The organism is Isoptericola sp. b515, from assembly GCF_030588125.1.
Classification (GTDB): Bacteria; Actinomycetota; Actinomycetes; order Actinomycetales; family Cellulomonadaceae; genus Isoptericola; species Isoptericola sediminis.
The window spans coordinates 371,363-387,079 of sequence record NZ_JAUQYR010000001.1 but is presented as its reverse complement, the minus strand read 5'-3'; the positions used below and the strand labels follow the sequence as shown (position 1 = coordinate 387,079).

14 protein-coding genes are annotated in these 15,717 nt (G+C 72.2%); 6 read left to right on the top strand and 8 right to left on the bottom strand.

The annotated features are described in order from the left end of the window. Nucleotides 1-49 precede the first annotated feature (49 nt). A complete protein-coding gene (locus Q6350_RS01775; RefSeq protein ID WP_304602592.1) occupies nt 50-649 on the top strand; it encodes a thymidine kinase in 600 nt (199 codons plus the stop codon). A gap of 13 nt (nt 650-662) precedes the next feature. Then, entirely contained in the window at nt 663-1,379 is a 717-nt protein-coding gene (locus Q6350_RS01770; protein ID WP_304602591.1) for a ThuA domain-containing protein, read from the top strand. Nucleotides 1,380-1,392: 13 nt separating this feature from the next. Here Q6350_RS01770 and Q6350_RS01765 read toward each other — a convergent pair whose 3' ends face one another. From Q6350_RS01765 to Q6350_RS01755, 3 genes are all read right to left on the bottom strand, one after another. Further along, nucleotides 1,393-2,067: an AIM24 family protein gene (locus tag Q6350_RS01765; RefSeq protein ID WP_304602590.1), complete on the bottom strand. Its 675-nt coding sequence runs from the start codon at nt 2,065-2,067 to the stop codon at nt 1,393-1,395. A gap of 67 nt (nt 2,068-2,134) precedes the next feature. Then, the gene (locus Q6350_RS01760) at nt 2,135-2,620 is read right to left on the bottom strand and encodes a tRNA (cytidine(34)-2'-O)-methyltransferase (RefSeq protein ID WP_304602589.1); all 486 of its coding nucleotides are present in this window, start codon (nt 2,618-2,620) and stop codon (nt 2,135-2,137) included. A 53-nt stretch (nt 2,621-2,673) separates the two neighbouring features. Continuing rightward, a complete protein-coding gene (locus Q6350_RS01755; RefSeq protein ID WP_304603083.1) occupies nt 2,674-3,078 on the bottom strand; it encodes a MerR family transcriptional regulator in 405 nt (134 codons plus the stop codon). A 53-nt stretch (nt 3,079-3,131) separates the two neighbouring features. Between Q6350_RS01755 and Q6350_RS01750 the strand changes: the two genes are divergently transcribed. The 3 genes from Q6350_RS01750 to Q6350_RS01740 are packed head-to-tail and all read left to right on the top strand — an operon-like array spanning nt 3,132 to nt 6,317. Continuing rightward, nucleotides 3,132-4,112, top strand: coding sequence for an oxidoreductase (locus Q6350_RS01750; protein WP_305064844.1), 981 nt, complete (start codon nt 3,132-3,134; stop codon nt 4,110-4,112). Nucleotides 4,113-4,159: 47 nt separating this feature from the next. Next, complete coding sequence (locus Q6350_RS01745) at nt 4,160-5,269, top strand: alcohol dehydrogenase family protein (protein ID WP_305064842.1); 1,110 nt, start codon at nt 4,160-4,162, stop codon at nt 5,267-5,269. Continuing rightward, nucleotides 5,259-6,317 carry a proline racemase family protein gene (locus Q6350_RS01740; RefSeq protein WP_305064840.1) on the top strand — a complete coding sequence of 353 codons (1,059 nt, stop codon included), beginning with the start codon at nt 5,259-5,261 and terminating at the stop codon, nt 6,315-6,317. Before Q6350_RS01745 ends, Q6350_RS01740 begins: the two co-directional genes overlap by 11 nt. 18 nt (nt 6,318-6,335) lie before the next feature. Here Q6350_RS01740 and Q6350_RS01735 read toward each other — a convergent pair whose 3' ends face one another. Both Q6350_RS01735 and Q6350_RS01730 read right to left on the bottom strand, forming a co-directional pair. Beyond that, complete coding sequence (locus Q6350_RS01735) at nt 6,336-7,610, bottom strand: cation:proton antiporter (protein ID WP_304606735.1); 1,275 nt, start codon at nt 7,608-7,610, stop codon at nt 6,336-6,338. A 124-nt stretch (nt 7,611-7,734) separates the two neighbouring features. Then, a complete protein-coding gene (locus Q6350_RS01730) occupies nt 7,735-9,651 on the bottom strand; it encodes a phosphoenolpyruvate carboxykinase (GTP) (protein WP_304606736.1) in 1,917 nt (638 codons plus the stop codon). Between the two features lie 128 nt (nt 9,652-9,779). On the opposite strand from Q6350_RS01730, the gene Q6350_RS01725 reads away from it, so the two are divergent. Further along, nucleotides 9,780-11,264, top strand: a complete 1,485-nt coding sequence (locus tag Q6350_RS01725; protein ID WP_305064839.1) for an XRE family transcriptional regulator — start codon at nt 9,780-9,782, stop codon at nt 11,262-11,264. A gap of 25 nt (nt 11,265-11,289) precedes the next feature. On the opposite strand, the gene Q6350_RS01720 is transcribed toward Q6350_RS01725, so the two are convergent. From Q6350_RS01720 to glpK, 3 genes are all read right to left on the bottom strand, one after another. Continuing rightward, nucleotides 11,290-12,594 (bottom strand): hemolysin family protein, encoded by a 1,305-nt coding sequence (locus tag Q6350_RS01720; protein ID WP_171246033.1) that lies wholly within the window; start codon nt 12,592-12,594, stop codon nt 11,290-11,292. 105 nt (nt 12,595-12,699) lie between these two features. Continuing rightward, on the bottom strand, nt 12,700-14,016 hold the full coding sequence (locus Q6350_RS01715; protein ID WP_304606738.1) for an alpha/beta fold hydrolase: 1,317 nt from the start codon (nt 14,014-14,016) through the stop codon (nt 12,700-12,702). A gap of 154 nt (nt 14,017-14,170) precedes the next feature. Then, nucleotides 14,171-15,685, bottom strand: coding sequence for a glycerol kinase GlpK (gene glpK, locus Q6350_RS01710; protein ID WP_304602580.1), 1,515 nt, complete (start codon nt 15,683-15,685; stop codon nt 14,171-14,173). Between the last annotated feature and the right edge of the window lie 32 nt (nt 15,686-15,717).

The window sequence follows — 15,717 nt, the reverse complement described above, 5'->3', positions numbered from 1 at the left end:
TGCTGTGCGGCGGGGACCCGGCCCGCCGTCCAGGACGGGAGGTGCCTCGGTGGAGCTGTCGCTGGTGCTCGGGCCGATGAAGTCCGGCAAGTCGCTCGACCTCATCGCGCAGATGGCACCGCTGGCGTACTCGCGGCTCAGCTGTGCGGTGGTGCAGTCGTCGCGGCACGTGCGCGACGACAAGATCGTGTCGCGCACGGGGGCGTCGGTGCCGACGATCAAGCTCGACACCCTCGAGCCGCTGCTGCACAGCACCGAGGACGTCGTCGCGATCGACGAGGTCCACATGTTCACCCCGGCGGACGTCCGCGTCGTCGAGGAGCTCGTGCTGCGCGGCACCCGCGTGCTGGCGTGCGGCATCGACCTGGACCACCGGGGCGAGCTGTTCGCGACGATCCGGGCCCTGCTGGAGCTCGGGCCCACCGACGTGCGCTACCGGCGGGCGGTATGTGACCGCTGCCAGGACCTGCACGCCGCGTTCACCCAGGTGCTGCGCAACGGCGTGCCGTTCCTCGAGCCGCTGGGGGCCTCCGAGCCCCTGCCGGACGACGGCACCTTCACCTACGAGGCGCTGTGCCGGCGCTGCTTCGTGCTGCCCGAGACGGCGATCATCACCGGTTCCACCGTGCCGCGCCCGACGCGTTCATGACACGATCGGGACCGTGAGCACGCGTGACACCAGCACCCACCAGGTCCTGATCCTCGCCGGCCGCGGCCGCTACGAGGACCCGTGGCACGACCACGCCGCCACGAGCCATCGCCTGGCCGAGGTGCTGGAGGACCTCACCGTGCACGACCGCTCGACCTCCGTGGTCGTGCGGTCGACCTTCCCGGACGCGCTCGACGACCTGGACGAGGTCGACCTGCTGGTCGTCAACTCGGGAACGTCCTGGCCGGGGTTCCTCGAGGCGGGCATCGGGCCCGACGACGAGGCGTGGCGGCCCTTCCACCGGCGGCTCGCGGAGTGGGCGCGCGACGGCGGGCGCATCCTGGCCGTGCACCAGGCGGCGAACACCTTCGCCGACTCCGAGGACTGGCGCGACCTGCTGGGCGGCCGGTGGATCCCGGGGGAGTCCTACCACCCGCCGTTCGGCCCGGCGGCGGTCCGGCTGGCCACCGGCGGGCACCCGATCGTGGCCGGTGCCGCGGAGACCGTCGAGCTGCAGGACGAGCGGTACTTCGGGCTGCGGGTGGCCCCGTCGACGCAGGTGCTGGGCTGGGTCCCCGACGACGACGGCGAGATGCAACCGGTGGTCTGGGCGACCGAGGAGCACGGGGGACGCACGGTGTACAGCGGGCTGGGGCACGACGTGCGGGCCTACGACTCGCCGTCGTACCTGCGCCTGCTGCAGCGCGCGGCCACCTGGCTGCTGTCCTGACGGACGCCGGCGCTCAGCCGTTCTGGTTCGGCAGCGGGTGGCCCTCGGACGCCTGCACGACGACGAACCCCTGCCCGGACAGCCCGAGCTGGTAGGCCTCCCCGGAGCCGCGGCCGATGACGGCACCCATCTTCGCGGTCTTGCGCACCGAGCTGGTCAGGGAGGTCGACCAGAGCACGGCGGACTGCATGTCCACGAAGGTCGGCTCGTCCACGTTCAGCACGATCGGTGTGCCGTACGCCGTCACGGCCAGCGCGCCGGAGCCCGTGAACGTCGTGTTGAACAGCCCGCCGGTGAGCATCGAGGCCCCCTGGACACGGTTGATGTCCCAGGTCAGCGAGGACTCGAACGCCAGGATGTTGTCCCCGGAGACAGTGACGGACTCGTTCTCCAGGAACAGGACGAAGACCTCGTCCGCGTCCTGGGCGAGGAAGACGTCGCCGCGGCCGGAGACCTTCATGAGGGACATGCCCTCACCGGTGAAGGCCTTCTTGAAGAGCTTGCTCACGGATCCGCTGCCCTCGTAGGCGAAGTCGACGTCGCCCTGGTAGGCGACCATCGATCCCTGCTTGGCGTAGAAGAACCCGCCGGAGCCGGCGAGGTCGACCTTGAGCATCCGCGGGTTGGCGAGCTGGAACGAGCCGGGCTCGCCCTCGGGTTCGGTGTGCTGGAACAGGTGGGAGCGCATGACCCCATCGTGGCGGCTCGTGCCGCCGTTCGCGGGGTGGGCGCGCGGTACGCGCCCGACGTGCCGGTCAGGCTCCGTCGAACCCCCGCTGGCGCCACGCCTCGTAGACGGCGATCGAGGCCGAGTTCGTCAGGTTGAGCGAGCGTCGGCCCGGCAGCATCGGGATCTTGAGCTGGTCGGTGATCCGCGGGTGCGCCAGCACCTCCTCGGGCAGGCCCGTCGGCTCGGGGCCGAAGAGCAGCACGTCGCCGGTCTCGTACGCCACGTCCGTGTACGACGTCGTCCCGCGCGTGGAGAACGCGAACACGCGGGCGTCCGGCAGCGCGTCCAGGACGGCGTCCAGACTCGGGTGCACGTCCATCACGGCCAGGTCGTGGTAGTCCAGGCCGGCGCGCTTGAGCTTCGCCTCGGACAGGTCGAACCCGAGCGGCTCGACGAGGTGCAGACGGGCGCCGGTCACCGCGGCGAGCCGGATCGCGGACCCGGTGTTCCCGGGGATGCGTGGCTCGAAGTAGACGACGTGGGCGAACGGGGGCTGGTCCGGTGCGGGCACGACGACGATTCTCCCACCGCTCGCCGCCGGTCCTCCCACCCCTGCGGGGAGCGCTACGGCGCCCCGGGCGGACGCTCGGCCAGACGGCGGCGGTAGGCGGCGACCTTGCCGTCGATCACCTCGCGGCACTCGACGAGGGTGTCGATCTGCTCGGTCAGGGCCCGGGAGTGCGCCTCCATGAGCGCGATGCGCTCGTCCTCGTTGCCCTCCCCACCCCGGACCAGCCGTGCGTACTCGGCCATGCGGGCCACGGGCATCCCCGACGCGCGCAGGCGGGCGAGCAGCCGCAGCCACTCCACCGTCTCGGGTTCGTAGCGGCGTCGTCCCGACTCGGTCCGGGGGATCTCCCGGGGGAACAGCCCGCGGGACTCGTACCAGCGCAGCGTGTGCGTGGACATGCCCACGGCGCGCGCGAGCTCGCCGATGCTGTAGCCCTCGGGCGACGGGGCCGTCGACATCTTCACCAGACCTCCTTGACTTCGAGCGAACTCTCAAGTCTATGTTCGGTCGTATGACCGACTCCACCCCGCACACCGCACGCCAGGAGCCGCTGGGCACGCCCTTCGGCTACCGATCCTCCGCCGACGACGTGCTGGCGGAGCACGACCTCACCGGGCGGCGAGCCGTCGTCACCGGTGGGTACTCCGGACTCGGCATCGAGACCGTCCGTGCGCTCACCGCCCGTGGTGCCACCGCCGTCGTCCCCGCCCGCCGTCCCGCGGCCGCGGCCGAGGCGCTCGCGGACGTCGACGGCGTCGAGGTGCACCCCCTGGACCTGTCCGACCTCGACTCCGTGGCGGCGTTCGCCCGAACCCTGCGCGAGGACGGCAGACCGGTCGACCTCCTGATCAACGCGGCCGCCGTCATGGCCACGCCCGAGGGCCGCACCGCCCAGGGCTGGGAGACGCAGTTCGGCACGAACCACCTCGGTCACTTCGCCCTCGTCGGGGGCGTCGCCCCGCTGCTGACGCCGGGCGCCCGCGTCGTGTCGTACTCCTCGATCGGTCACTTCCGGTCGCCCGTGCGGTTCGACGACCTCGGTTTCGCCGAGGAGGAGTACGACCCGTGGGTCGCCTACGGGCAGTCCAAGTCGGCCAACGCCCTCTTCGCCGTCGGGCTCGACGCGCGGGCCGACGCGGGGGTGCACGCGTACTCGGTCCACCCGGGCGGCATCATGACCGAGCTGCAGCGGCACATGTCCACGGAGGAGAAGACGGCACGCGGCTGGATCGACGCCGACGGCAACCCGAACCCGCTGTTCAAGACACCGGCGCAGGGCGCGGCGACCGCGTTGTGGGCGGCGACCGCCCCCGAGCTGGAGTCACGGGGCGGCGTGTACTGCGAGGACTGCGACGTGGCCGCCCTCGTCGCCGACGACACCACGGACGTCCGGGCCGGTGGCGTCAAGCACTGGGCGGTCGACCCCGCAGCCGCCGACCGGCTCTGGGCGTTGTCGGTCGAGGCGACCGGCGTGGAGCCGTTCGCGGCCTGACCCCGGCCCACCAGGACGGTCGGGACCGGATGACCTAGTGTCGATGGATGGAGCCGATCCCGGACCGGATGAAGGCCGTTCAGCTCGTGGGGCACGGCGGGCTCGACCAGCTCGTCTACCGGGACGACGTGCCCACGCCGAGCCCGGGGCCCGGCGAGGTCCTCCTCGACGTCCACGCCTGCGGGATGAACAACACCGACGTGTGGGTGCGCGAGGGCGCCTACGGCAGCGAGACCGACCCCGCCGAGGTCTCCACCTGGCGGCGAGGACGCTCCACGCTCCGGTTCCCCCGCATCCAGGGCACGGACACCGTGGGCAGGATCGTCGCGGTCGGCGACGGGGTCCCCGCGGACCGTGTGGGCGAACGCGTCATGGTCGACTTCTCGATCTACAACCGCCCCGAGGGCGACGACTCCCTGGCCGACATCGACTACATCGGGCACGGCCGCGACGGCGGGTACGCCGAGTACCAGACGGTGCCGGCCGAGAACGCGTACGAGATCACCCGCGACATCAGCGACGCCGGGCTCGCCACCTTCTGCTGCGCCTACCTCACCGCCGAGCAGATGCTGGACCGGGCCCGGCTCGCCGAGGGCGAGCGCATCCTGGTCACCGGGGCCTCCGGCGGGGTCGGGTCCGCGATCGTGCAGCTCGCCCGGGTCCGCGGCGCCGTCCCCTACGCGGTGACGAGCAGCGGCAAGGAGGAGGCCCTGCGCGGGATCGGTGCCGAGGACGTCGTCCTGCGGGACGGCGACGACCTGGTCAGCGAGGTCGCCCGCGTCGTGGACGGGCCGGTCGACGTCGTCGCGGACCTGGTGGGCGGGGCGATGTTCAACGACCTGCTGCGCATCCTGCGGCCGGAGGGCCGGTACACGACGGCCGGGGCGATCGGCGGGCCGGTGGTGAACCTGGACCTGCGCACCATGTACCTCAAGCAGCTCGAGCTGCACGGCTCCTCGCAGGGCACGCGCACGGCCTTCCGCCGCCTGCGGCGCTACATCGAGGACGGCGACATCAGGCCGCTGCTGGACCGGACGTTCCGGCTGTCCGACTTCCACGAGGCGCAGCGCACCTTCATGAACAAGACCTACATCGGCAAGCTGGTCGTGGTCCCGGACCGGCACTGGGAGGACGTGGGAGCTCCCCATGCACCGTGAACGCACGCTGCACCTGATCGACACCCAGTCCGGCGGCGACGTCAGCCGGATCGTGACCGCCGGCGTCGAACCCCTGCAGGGCACGACCGTGCTGGAGAAGGCCCGCTACCTGCAGCGTGAGGGGGACGGGTTGCGGCGGCTGCTGCTGTCCGAGCCGTACGGGGACCCGGCGATGTCGGTGGACCTCATCGTCGAGCCGAGCCACCCCGAGGCGCAGGCCGGCTACATCATCATGGAGGCGATGGGGTACCCCCTCTACTCGGGGTCCAACACGATCTGCACGGCGACGGCGCTGCTGAGCAGCGGCATGATCCCGATGGTCGAGGGCACCCAGAGCGTCGTGCTGGAGTCGCCGGCGGGGCTCGCCCGGGTGACGGCACGCAACGAGGGCGGCCGGGTCCGGTCGATCACGACGCAGGGTGAACCGGCGTACGTGGCCGACGAGGGCCTGTCGGTCGACGTCCCGCGCTACGGCCGCGTCGAGTTCGACCTCGTGTGGTCCGGGGCGTACTACGCCCTCATCGACGCCGCTCGGTACGGGTTCACGATCGACCGCGAGAGCCAGATCGCGCTGACGGCGTTCGGGGACGCCTTCGTGCGCGCGGCACGCCCGGGCCTGCGTGAGGAGCACCCGGAGCTGGGCCACGTCGGGCCGCTGCCCTTCGCCCACTTCATGGGGCCCGTCCGGCAGATCGGCGAGGGGCGGTACGAGTCGCCGTCGGCCACCTACGTGCACCCCGGCGTGCTCTGCCGCAGCCCGACGGGGACCGGCACCTCGGCGCGCCTGGCACTGATGGCCCGTCGCGGGCAGATCGCGGAGGGCGAGTCGCTCGAGACGATCTCGCCGCGCGGGAACCGGTTCGTCGGTACCGTGCTGGAGGACACCCAGGTCGGTGAGTTCGGGGCTCTGCACTCGACGATCACCGGCGGGGCCAAGCTGCTGGCGCACTCGCAGATCACCGTCGACCTCGACGACCCGCTGGTGGACGCGTCCGACCTGGAGCACGTGCTGGTCGCCCAGGCACCCGTGCCGCCGGAGGCCTACTGACGGGACGCCGCTGCAACGTCAGCGTCCGTGGCCGACCCGACCGCGCGGGGGTCCGAGCTTGCTCGACCGCCCGCGCACGTGCATCTCGTCCAGCATCCCGTACCGGGCGGCGACGGGGCCGGCCGAGGCGCCGTGGAGCAGGACGGAGAGCATCACGGTCGTGGTGATGGTCGCGACGGCCGACAGCACGGGTTCGGACTCGCCGAGACTCTCGACCGCCAGGAGGGCGAACACCACCGAGGCGAGCCCCCGCGGGCCGAACCAGCCGAGGAACAGCACGTCCCGGGAGGCCAGGCCGGTGCCCGTCATCGCCAGCACCACCGGGAGCATCCGCACGACGGTGAGGCTCAGCAGCGCGTAGCCGACCGTGGCGACGCTCAGCTGCTCGATCGCGATCGGCACCAGCGCCGCGCCGAACAGGAACCACACCACGAAGGTCATGAGCTCCCCGCCCAGCTCGGTCAGCTCGGTGAGCTCGTGCTCGTCGCCCTGCTCGCGGTCGACGACCAGACCGAAGACCAGTCCGCCGACGAAGGCGGCCACGAACCCGTTGCCGGAGACGGAGAGCGACACGGCGAAGGCCCCGACCCCGGTGGCCAGGGTCCCGATCGGCAGCGCACCGGGTTCGGCCCACCCGCGCCGGGCGGACAGGGTCACGCCCCAGGCGCCGAGCAGACCGATGCCCCCGCCGACGGAGACTCCCAGGCCGAGCTCCAGCAGTGCACCGGCCACTCCCGTGCGTTCCAGCGATCCCACGCCCAGCGTGATGCCTGCCAGGGCGATCGCGAGCGTCACCACGGGGGTGACCACGCCGTCGTTGAGTCCGGACTCGACGTTGACGGCGACGCGCAGGCGACCGGGCACCCGCCGGTCGCCGATCACCTGGGCGCTGAGCGCGGCGTCGGTCGGAGCCAGCGCCGCCGCGACGAGCAGCGCCAGCTCCCACGGCAGGTCGGCCAGGATCAGTACCGCGGCCCCGAACCCGAGCAGCAGCGTGAGCGGGAACCCGACGAGGAGCAGCCGCAGCGGCAACGTCGCGTTGCGCCGCAGGTTGCGCAGGTTGATGCGGGCGGCGTCGGCGAACAGCACGAGGGCCAGCGTGATCTCGGCGAGGGTGTGGACCGACGCCGTCTCGATGTTCACCGGGAACGGCCCCCAGGCGTCGTTGGCCAGCAGGGCCCCGGCGGCGACGAAGACGAGCGGCCCGGTCACCTCCCGGCGCTGCAGGGCGCCCGAGACGAGCGCCCAGGCGAGCACCAGGACGGCGAAGGGGGCGAGTACCTCGATTCCCATGGGATCGATCGTGGCAGGAGCGCCGCCGGTCCGCCGTCCGACGTACGGCAACGATCGTGCTCACCTCCTACGCCATCGTGACGGATGGCGTACGAAGTGAGCACGCTCGTTGGTCTCTCCGGGGTCAGCGCAGGCGGCCGCGCAGGCGCTCGAGCTGCGTCGTCATCTCCTCCGGCAGGTGGTCCCCGAAGCGGGCGAAGAACTCCTCGGTGAGGTCGGTCTCGGCGAGCCACGCCTCGGTGGGGACGTCGAACAGGGCCGCCATCTCCTCGTCGCTCAGGTCCAGGCCGTTCGTGTCGAGCGCACCGGGCGCCGGGAGCAGCCCCAGCGGCGACGTGACCGCCCCGCTGTCGGTCCGCACGCGGCGGGACCGGTCGATCTGGCCGGCGATCCACTTGATGACGCGGGAGTTCTCGCCGAACCCGGGCCAGATGAACCGGCCGTCGGCGTCCTTGCGGAACCAGTTGACCTGGAAGATCTTCGGACGGTGCTCCGCAGCCAGTCCGGCGCCGACCTCGAGCCAGTGCCCCCAGTGGTCGGCCATGTTGTAGCCGCAGAACGGCAGCATGGCGAACGGGTCGCGGCGCAGCTCGCCGACGGCCCCCTCGGCCGCGGCGGTCCGCTCCGAGCTGATGGTGGCACCCATGAACACGCCGTGGTCCCAGCTCGTGGCCTGGGTGACCAGCGGCACGTTCGACGCACGACGGCCGCCGAAGATGATGGCGTCGACGGGGACCCCGGCCGGGTCCTCCCAGCCGTCGGCGATCGTCGGGCACTGCGCGGCCGCGACGGTGAACCGGGAGTTCGGGTGGGCCGCCGGGTGGTCGGAGTCCGGCGTCCAGTCGTTGCCCTGCCAGTCGATCAGGTGCGCCGGGGGTTCGGCGGTCAGGCCTTCCCACCACACGTCGCCGTCGTCGGTCAGGGCCACGTTCGTGAAGATGACGTCGTGCGTCAGCGTCTCGATCGCGGTCGGGTTCGTGTCCACACCGGTGCCGGGCGCGACCCCGAAGAAGCCCGCCTCGGGGTTGATCGCGCGCAGCGTGCCGTCCGGCCCGGGACGCATCCACACGATGTCGTCGCCGAGGGTCTCGACCGTCCAGCCGGGGATCGTCGGCTGCAGCATCGCGAGGTTGGTCTTGCCGCAGGCGCTGGGGAACGCGGCGGCGAGGTGGTACTGCCGCTGCTCGGGGGAGGTGACCCGGATGAGCAGCATGTGCTCGGCCAGCCAGCCCTCGTCGCGCGCCATCGCGGAGGCGATGCGCAGCGCGAAGCACTTCTTGCCGAGCAGCGCGTTGCCGCCGTAGCCGGAGCCGTAGGACCAGATCTCCCGGCTCTCGGGGTAGTGGACGATGTACTTGGTGTCGTTGCACGGCCAGGCGACGTCCTCCTCGCCCTCGGCCAGGGGTGCGCCCACCGAGTGCACGGCCGGCACCCACTGCTGACCGGCGTCGATCAGGTCGACGACCCGGGGGGAGACGCGCGTCATCACGTGCATGGAGACGACGACGTAGGGCGAGTCGGTGATCTCGACGCCGACCTGGGAGATCGGGCCGCCCACGGGGCCCATGGAGAACGGCACGACGTACATCGTGCGGCCCCGCATCGAGCCCTCGAAGACCCCGTCGAGCTCGTCGCGCATCGTGGCCGGGTCGCACCAGTTGTTGGTGGGGCCGGCGTCCTCCTCGCGCTCGGAGCAGATGAAGGTCCGGGACTCGACCCGGGCCACGTCGGACGGGTTCGACCGGGCGAGGTAGGAGTTCGGGCGCTTGTCCTCGGCGAGCTTCACGAGGGTGCCCGTCTCGACCATCTCGTCGATCAGACGCTGCTTCTCCGCGGCGGAGCCGTCGCACCACACGATCTCGTCGGGCTGCGTGAGCGCGGCGATCTCGTCGACCCACGCGCGCACGTCCCGCGGCGACGTCCGGCCTGCCGATCCCGTGTCGGTCGCGGTGAGGCCGAAGCCGTCGGTGCGGTCGAGGACGTCCGGGGTGAGCTCGGCGAGGGCCAGCCGTGTCCGGCGGGGGTTCGCGGTGAAGGTCATGGCTGCTCCGTCCGTCGGGTGTGCCCGCCGGGACGACGAGCTCCTGCTTCACAGTCTCCTCCTGGTCAGGCGGTCTTTGGCGCCGTGGACGCTATGAAGATCGGCCGATCTTCACGTAGCGTGAAGAGATGACCGTCGAACCGACGTCGGAGGCCCCGGACCTGATCACCCTGGGGCGCCGCATCCGCCACGCCCGGACGTCCCGCGGGCTCACGCTCGAGGCCCTGGGGCGTCAGGTGGCGTCCGCCCCGAGCCTGCTCTCGCTCGTCGAGAACGGGCGGCGCGAACCCCGGCTGTCCCTGCTGCGGGCGATCGCCGAGGCCCTCGAGGTGCCGTTGACGGACCTGCTCGCCGACGAGCCGCCGTCGCGTCGCGCCGCGCTGGAGATCGCGCTCGAGCGTGCGCAGCGCGGGCCGCTGTTCGGCGCGCTCGGGCTCCCGGCCGTGAAACCGAGCCAGCGGCTGCCCGTGCCGGTCCTCGAGCACCTCGTGGGGCTGCACGACGAGCTGGCGCGCCGCGAGGAGGAGGCGATCGCGACGCCGGAGGAGGCGCGGCGGGCCAACACCGTCCTGCGTCGGGAGCGTCAGGACCGCGACAACCACCTGCCCGAGATCGAGGCCCTGGCCGAGGACATGACCCGCCGGGCCGGCTACGGCGGCGGTGCGCTGACGCACCGCACCGTCGCCCAGATGGCGGGCGAGCTGGGGCTGACCATCCTGCACGTGGACGACCTGCCCCGCTCGGCCCGGTCGGTGACCGACTGGAAGAACGGACGCATCTACCTGCCGCCGGCGTCGATCCCCGGTGGGCACGGGCTGCGCTCCCTGGCCCTGCAGGCCATCGCTCACCGTGTGCTGGGCCACGAACGGCCGCGCTCGTACGCGGACTTCCTGCGCCAGCGTGTCGAGATCACCTACTTCGCCGCGGCGTGCCTCATGCCGGAGACGACGGCCGTCAGCTTCCTGGAGCAGCACAAGCGGGCCAAGGACCTGGCGGTGGAGGACTTCCGGGACTCGTTCGGCGTCACCCACGAGGCTGCCGCGATGCGGCTGACCAACCTCGCCACGGTGCATCTCGGCATCCCCCTGCACTTCCTGCGCGTCGGGGACGACGGCGCCCTGTTCCGTGGCTACCAGAACGACGGGCTGCCGCTGCCGCAGGACGTGACCGGCGCGATCGAGGGGCAGCTCGTCTGCCGGCGCTGGCCCGCGCGGGAGGCGTTCACGCGGCGCGACCGGGCGACCGAGTCCTACCAGTACACGGACACCCCGGCGGGGACCTTCTGGGACTCGGTGCAGACCGGGACGGCGGCCGACGGAAGCCAGTTCTCCATCACGGTCGGGGTGCCGTACGCCCACGCCAAGTGGTTCCGCGGCCGGGACACGCGGGTGCGGCGCACGTCGACCTGCCCGGACCCGGCGTGCTGCCGGCGGCCCCCCGAGGACCTGGCGCAGCGGTGGGAGCGCGCGTCGTGGCCGAGCGCGCGCATGCACCAGCAGGTCCTCGCCGCACTGCCCCGTGGGGTGTTCCCGGGCGTGGACGACACCGACGTGTACCGGTTCCTCGAACGGCACGCCCCCGACCCCGACCAGGACGCCGACCCGTCCCCCTGAGCCGGGTCGGCACCGGGCCCGCACCTCAGTGCGGGCCCGGTCCTCCCGGGTCGTGCGGGCCGCGTCCCGGACCCACGTGCAGCGCCCGGATCCGCTGCCGGTCCACGGCGGTCACCGTCAGCGTCGTCCCGGCGACGCGGACGACGTCGCCGGGGACGGCGATCCGCCCCAGGGCGGCCAGCACGAATCCCGCCGCGGTCTCGTACGGCCCCTCGGGCAGCTCGATCCCGGTCTCCCGGGCGAAGTCCTCGAGCGTGAGACCGGCGTCGACCTCGTCGGTGCCGAGCTCCGGGCTGCGCGGGTCCGGTTCGGCGCGGATGTCCCGCACGAGCTCCTCGACGAGGTCCTCGAGGGTGGCGATGCCGTCGGTGCCGCCGTACTCGTCGCGCACGACGGCCAGGTGGATGCCCTCCTGGCGCATCGTGGTCAGGGCGGGCAGCAGCCGGTTGGTGCCGGGCATCTCCAGGGCCGGGCGGACGATCTCCCGCAGGGTCCGCCGTCGTCGGGCCGGGGTGCGCAGCTCGCGGACCAGGTCGCGCAGGTGCACGAACCCGACGACGTCGTCCACGCCGTCGTCCACGACGGGGAACCGAGTGGAGGGCTCGTCCCCCACGGCGTCGACCGCCTCGTCGACGGCGAGGTCCGCCGGCAGGAAGGTGACGTCGGGGCGCGGGCGCATGACCTCGGCCAGCGTCCGCTCGGAGGCCGTGAAGACGTCGGTCACGATCTCGCGCTCCTCGGGGGAGAAACCGGGGTGCTCGCTGACCGCCCGGCGCAGCTCCTCCCCGGTCATCTGCGGTGCCCGGACGTCCGGGTTGCCGCCCAGCAGCCGGACCACCGCGTCGGTGGAGCGGGACAGCAGCCAGATGACGGGTCGGATGATCCGCGAGAACCGGTCCAGGGGCGGTCCGACGACGAGGGACACCTGGACCGAGCGTTGCAGGGCCAGCCGCTTCGGGACGAGCTCGCCCAGCACCAGGGAGGCGTAGGCGACGAGCAGCGTCAGCGTGACCAGGGCGGCGGTCGACGCCGCACCCGGCGAGAGGCCGAGCGACTCCAGCACCGGCGCGAGGTCGGGGGCGAGCGTCGACGCGCCGTAGGCGGCGGAGAAGAACCCGGCCACCGTGACGCCGATCTGCACGGCGGCGAGGAACCTGTTGGGGTCGCGGGCGACGGCGGCGACCCGGCGCCCGCGCGACCCGTGGCGCTCCAGCTCGGCGATCTGCCCCTCGCGCAGCGAGACGAGGGCGAACTCGGTCCCGGCGAACACCCCGCCGAGCAGCACGAACCCCAGCACCAGGGCGATGTTCCGCCAGGTCTCCGCGTCCACGGCTCCCTCCGGGTTCGGGCCGCCGGGGCGGCGCTACCGCTGGTCACGAGACTTCCGCAGGTCGGCGCTGTTCGCGCGTCAGCGCCCTGGGGCGCGCCGGACGGTTCAGTCGCGCACCGGACCGCCCCGCCCGTCGAGGCGGTCGAGCAGCGTCGTGAACACGTCGCCGGCGCGCAGCCCGTCGTGCTCGAACTGGTTGGTGACCCATGCCCGGGCGTTCCCGACCCGGGAGGCGGTGTCCAGGGAGAGCGCGGCGTCGACGAACATGTCGTCGAAGTAGACCGCCGCCTCCATCGGCACCTCGTTGGCGGCCAGCACCGCGGTGTCGTACAGGTCGCCCCAGTCACGGCGGGCGGCCAGGGCCTGCGCCGCGTCGCGGAACGGGCGCAGCGCGGCGACCTGGTCGAACATCCAGGGGTAGATCATCTCGCCGGTGAACAGCAGCGGGCGCGCGCCCGCGGCGAACTTCGGGTCGCTCTCGCGCACCTGCTGCGCGGCCCACGCCGTCGGCCCGGTGCCCGCCTGGGCGTAGATCGACTCGTGCAGCACGGCGTACATCGGGTTGGTGGCGAACCCCGTGGCGGCCTCGACGTCCGCGAGGAAGGTGTCGGTGAGCTCGTCCGGTGCCCCGGCGTCGAAGGCCTCGTCGACGATCCAGTGCACGCGCTCGAACCCGGGGCCCATGCCGAAGGCCATCCCCAGCGACTGGAAGCGCTCGATGCTCAGCAGGTCTCCACCGGGCAGCCGCACGTCGCCGTCGGCGATCCGGTCCGCGATCCGGGCGATCCGGGGCACGTCGTCGGGGTACCGGCCGCGGTACTGCGCGTTCTTCGTCGCGACCCGCGCCTGCGTGCGCCGGTAGACCTCCTCGGGCCCGGCGTCGAGGCCGGCCAGGCCCCCGGTCACGTAGGACGCCGCCAGGCCCTCGGGGGCGAGCGACAGGTAGGTCAGGGTGACGAACCCGCCGTAGGACTGTCCGAGCGTCGACCAGCGACGGCCGCCGTAGATGGACTTCCGCACGTGCTCGGCGTCGCGGACGATGGAGTCGGCACGCAGGTGCGACAGGTACTCGGCCTGGACCTCGGGGGAGCCGAGGGCGGCGAGCGCACGGGCCCGCACCGCCGTCGAACGCCCGGTGCCGCGCTGGTCGAGCAGCACGACCCGGAACCGCTTCAGCGCCTCGCCGACCCAGCCGTCGGGACCCGTGGGGCGGGGACCCTTGCCGCCGGGGCCACCCTGCAGGAACACCAGCAGCGGCAGGTCCTCGGACCGTTTCGTCGGATCCACCAGCTCACGCACGAACACGCTGAGCGTGCGGTCGTCGGCGGGGGCGGACCAGTCCAGCGGCACCGTCAGGGTGCGGTCGGTGACGTGGACGCCGGGGATCGTGTACGCGGACTCGCTCGTGACGGTGCTCTTCACGACGCCAGCCTACGAGCCTCGCCCCGCACCGCACGGCGCGGACGAGCCGAGGGGACGGCACGACCCGTGCGACCGTCGATGTTCCCGAAGTGGAGCGCCCCCCAGGGCGCGTGAACACGGTCGTGCGGGTCGTGCCGTCCCCTCGGCGGCACAACTACTTGGTGTCTTCGTCGACCCAGTCGAAGGTCTTGGTCACCGCCTTCTTCCACTGGCGGTACAGCCGCTCGCGCTCGTCCTCGGGCAGCGACGGCGTCCACCGCTGGCCCTCGATCCAGTTGTCGCGGACGTCCTGCTCGCCCGACCAGAAGCCGACGGCGATGCCGGCGGCGTACGCCGCACCGAGGGCCGTGGTCTCGGCGACCTCGGGCCGCACGACGTCGACGCCGAGCTGGTCCGCCTGGAACTGCATGAGCAGGTTGTTGGCGACCATGCCGCCGTCGACCTTCAGCTCGGTCAGGTCCACACCGGAGTCGGCCCGCATGGCGTCCATGACCTCGCGCGTCTGGAAGGCGACCGCCTCCAGGGCCGCGCGGGCGATGTGGTTGCGGTTGACGTACCGCGTCAGGCCCACGAGCGCACCGCGGGCGTCCGACCGCCAGTACGGGGCGAACAGGCCGGAGAACGCCGGCACGAAGTAGGCGCCGCCGTTGTCGTCGACCTTGCCGGCCAGGTACTCGATGTCCGGGGCGTCGTCGAACAGCCCCAGGTTGTCCCGCAGCCACTGGACCAGCGAGCCGGTGACGGCGATGGCACCCTCGAGGGCGTAGACGGCGTCGGCGTCCCCGATCTTGTAGCAGACCGTGGTGAGCAGACCGTTCTCGCTGGCCACCTTCTCGGTACCGGTGTTGAGCAGCATGAAGTTACCGGTGCCGTAGGTGTTCTTCGCGGTCCCGACCTCGAAGCACGCCTGGCCGAAGGTGGCGGCCTGCTGGTCGCCGAGGATGCCCGCGATCGGGACACCGGGGACCATGCCGCGGGGGCGTCCGTGACCGTAGATCTCGGACGAGGACCGGATCTCGGGGAGCATCGACAGCGGGATGCCCATGTCCGCGGCGATGTCCTCCCGCCAGGAGAGGGTGTCGAGGTCCATGAGCATGGTGCGCGAGGCGTTGGTGACGTCGGTGACGTGCACGCCGCCGTCCGTCCCGCCGGTCATGTTCCACAGGACCCAGCTGTCGGTGTTGCCGAACAGCAGGTCGCCGCGGTCCGCGGCCTCCCGGGCGCCCTCGACGTTGTCGAGGATCCACTTGATCTTCGGGCCGGAGAAGTAGGTCGCGAGCGGCAGCCCGACGATCGACTTGTACTTCTCGGGGCCCTCGGAGCCGCCCAGCTCGTCCACGATCGCCTGGGTGCGGGTGTCCTGCCAGACGATGGCGTTGTAGACGGGCTTGCCGGTGTTCTTGTCCCACACGACCGTGGTCTCACGCTGGTTCGTGATGCCGACGGCGGCGACGTCCTCGTGCGAGAGGTTGCCGCGGGTGAGGGCGAGGCCGACGACCTCGCGGGTGTTGTTCCAGATCTGCTCGGGGTTGTGCTCGACCCAGCCCGCCTTCGGGAAGATCTGGTCGTGCTCGAGCTGGCCGGTCGAGACGATGCGGCCGGAGTGGTCGAAGACGATGGCACGCGAGCTCGTGGTGCCCTGGTCGATGGCGAGGACGTAGTCAGCCATGGGTATGTCCTTCGTGTCGTTGCGTCATTGCG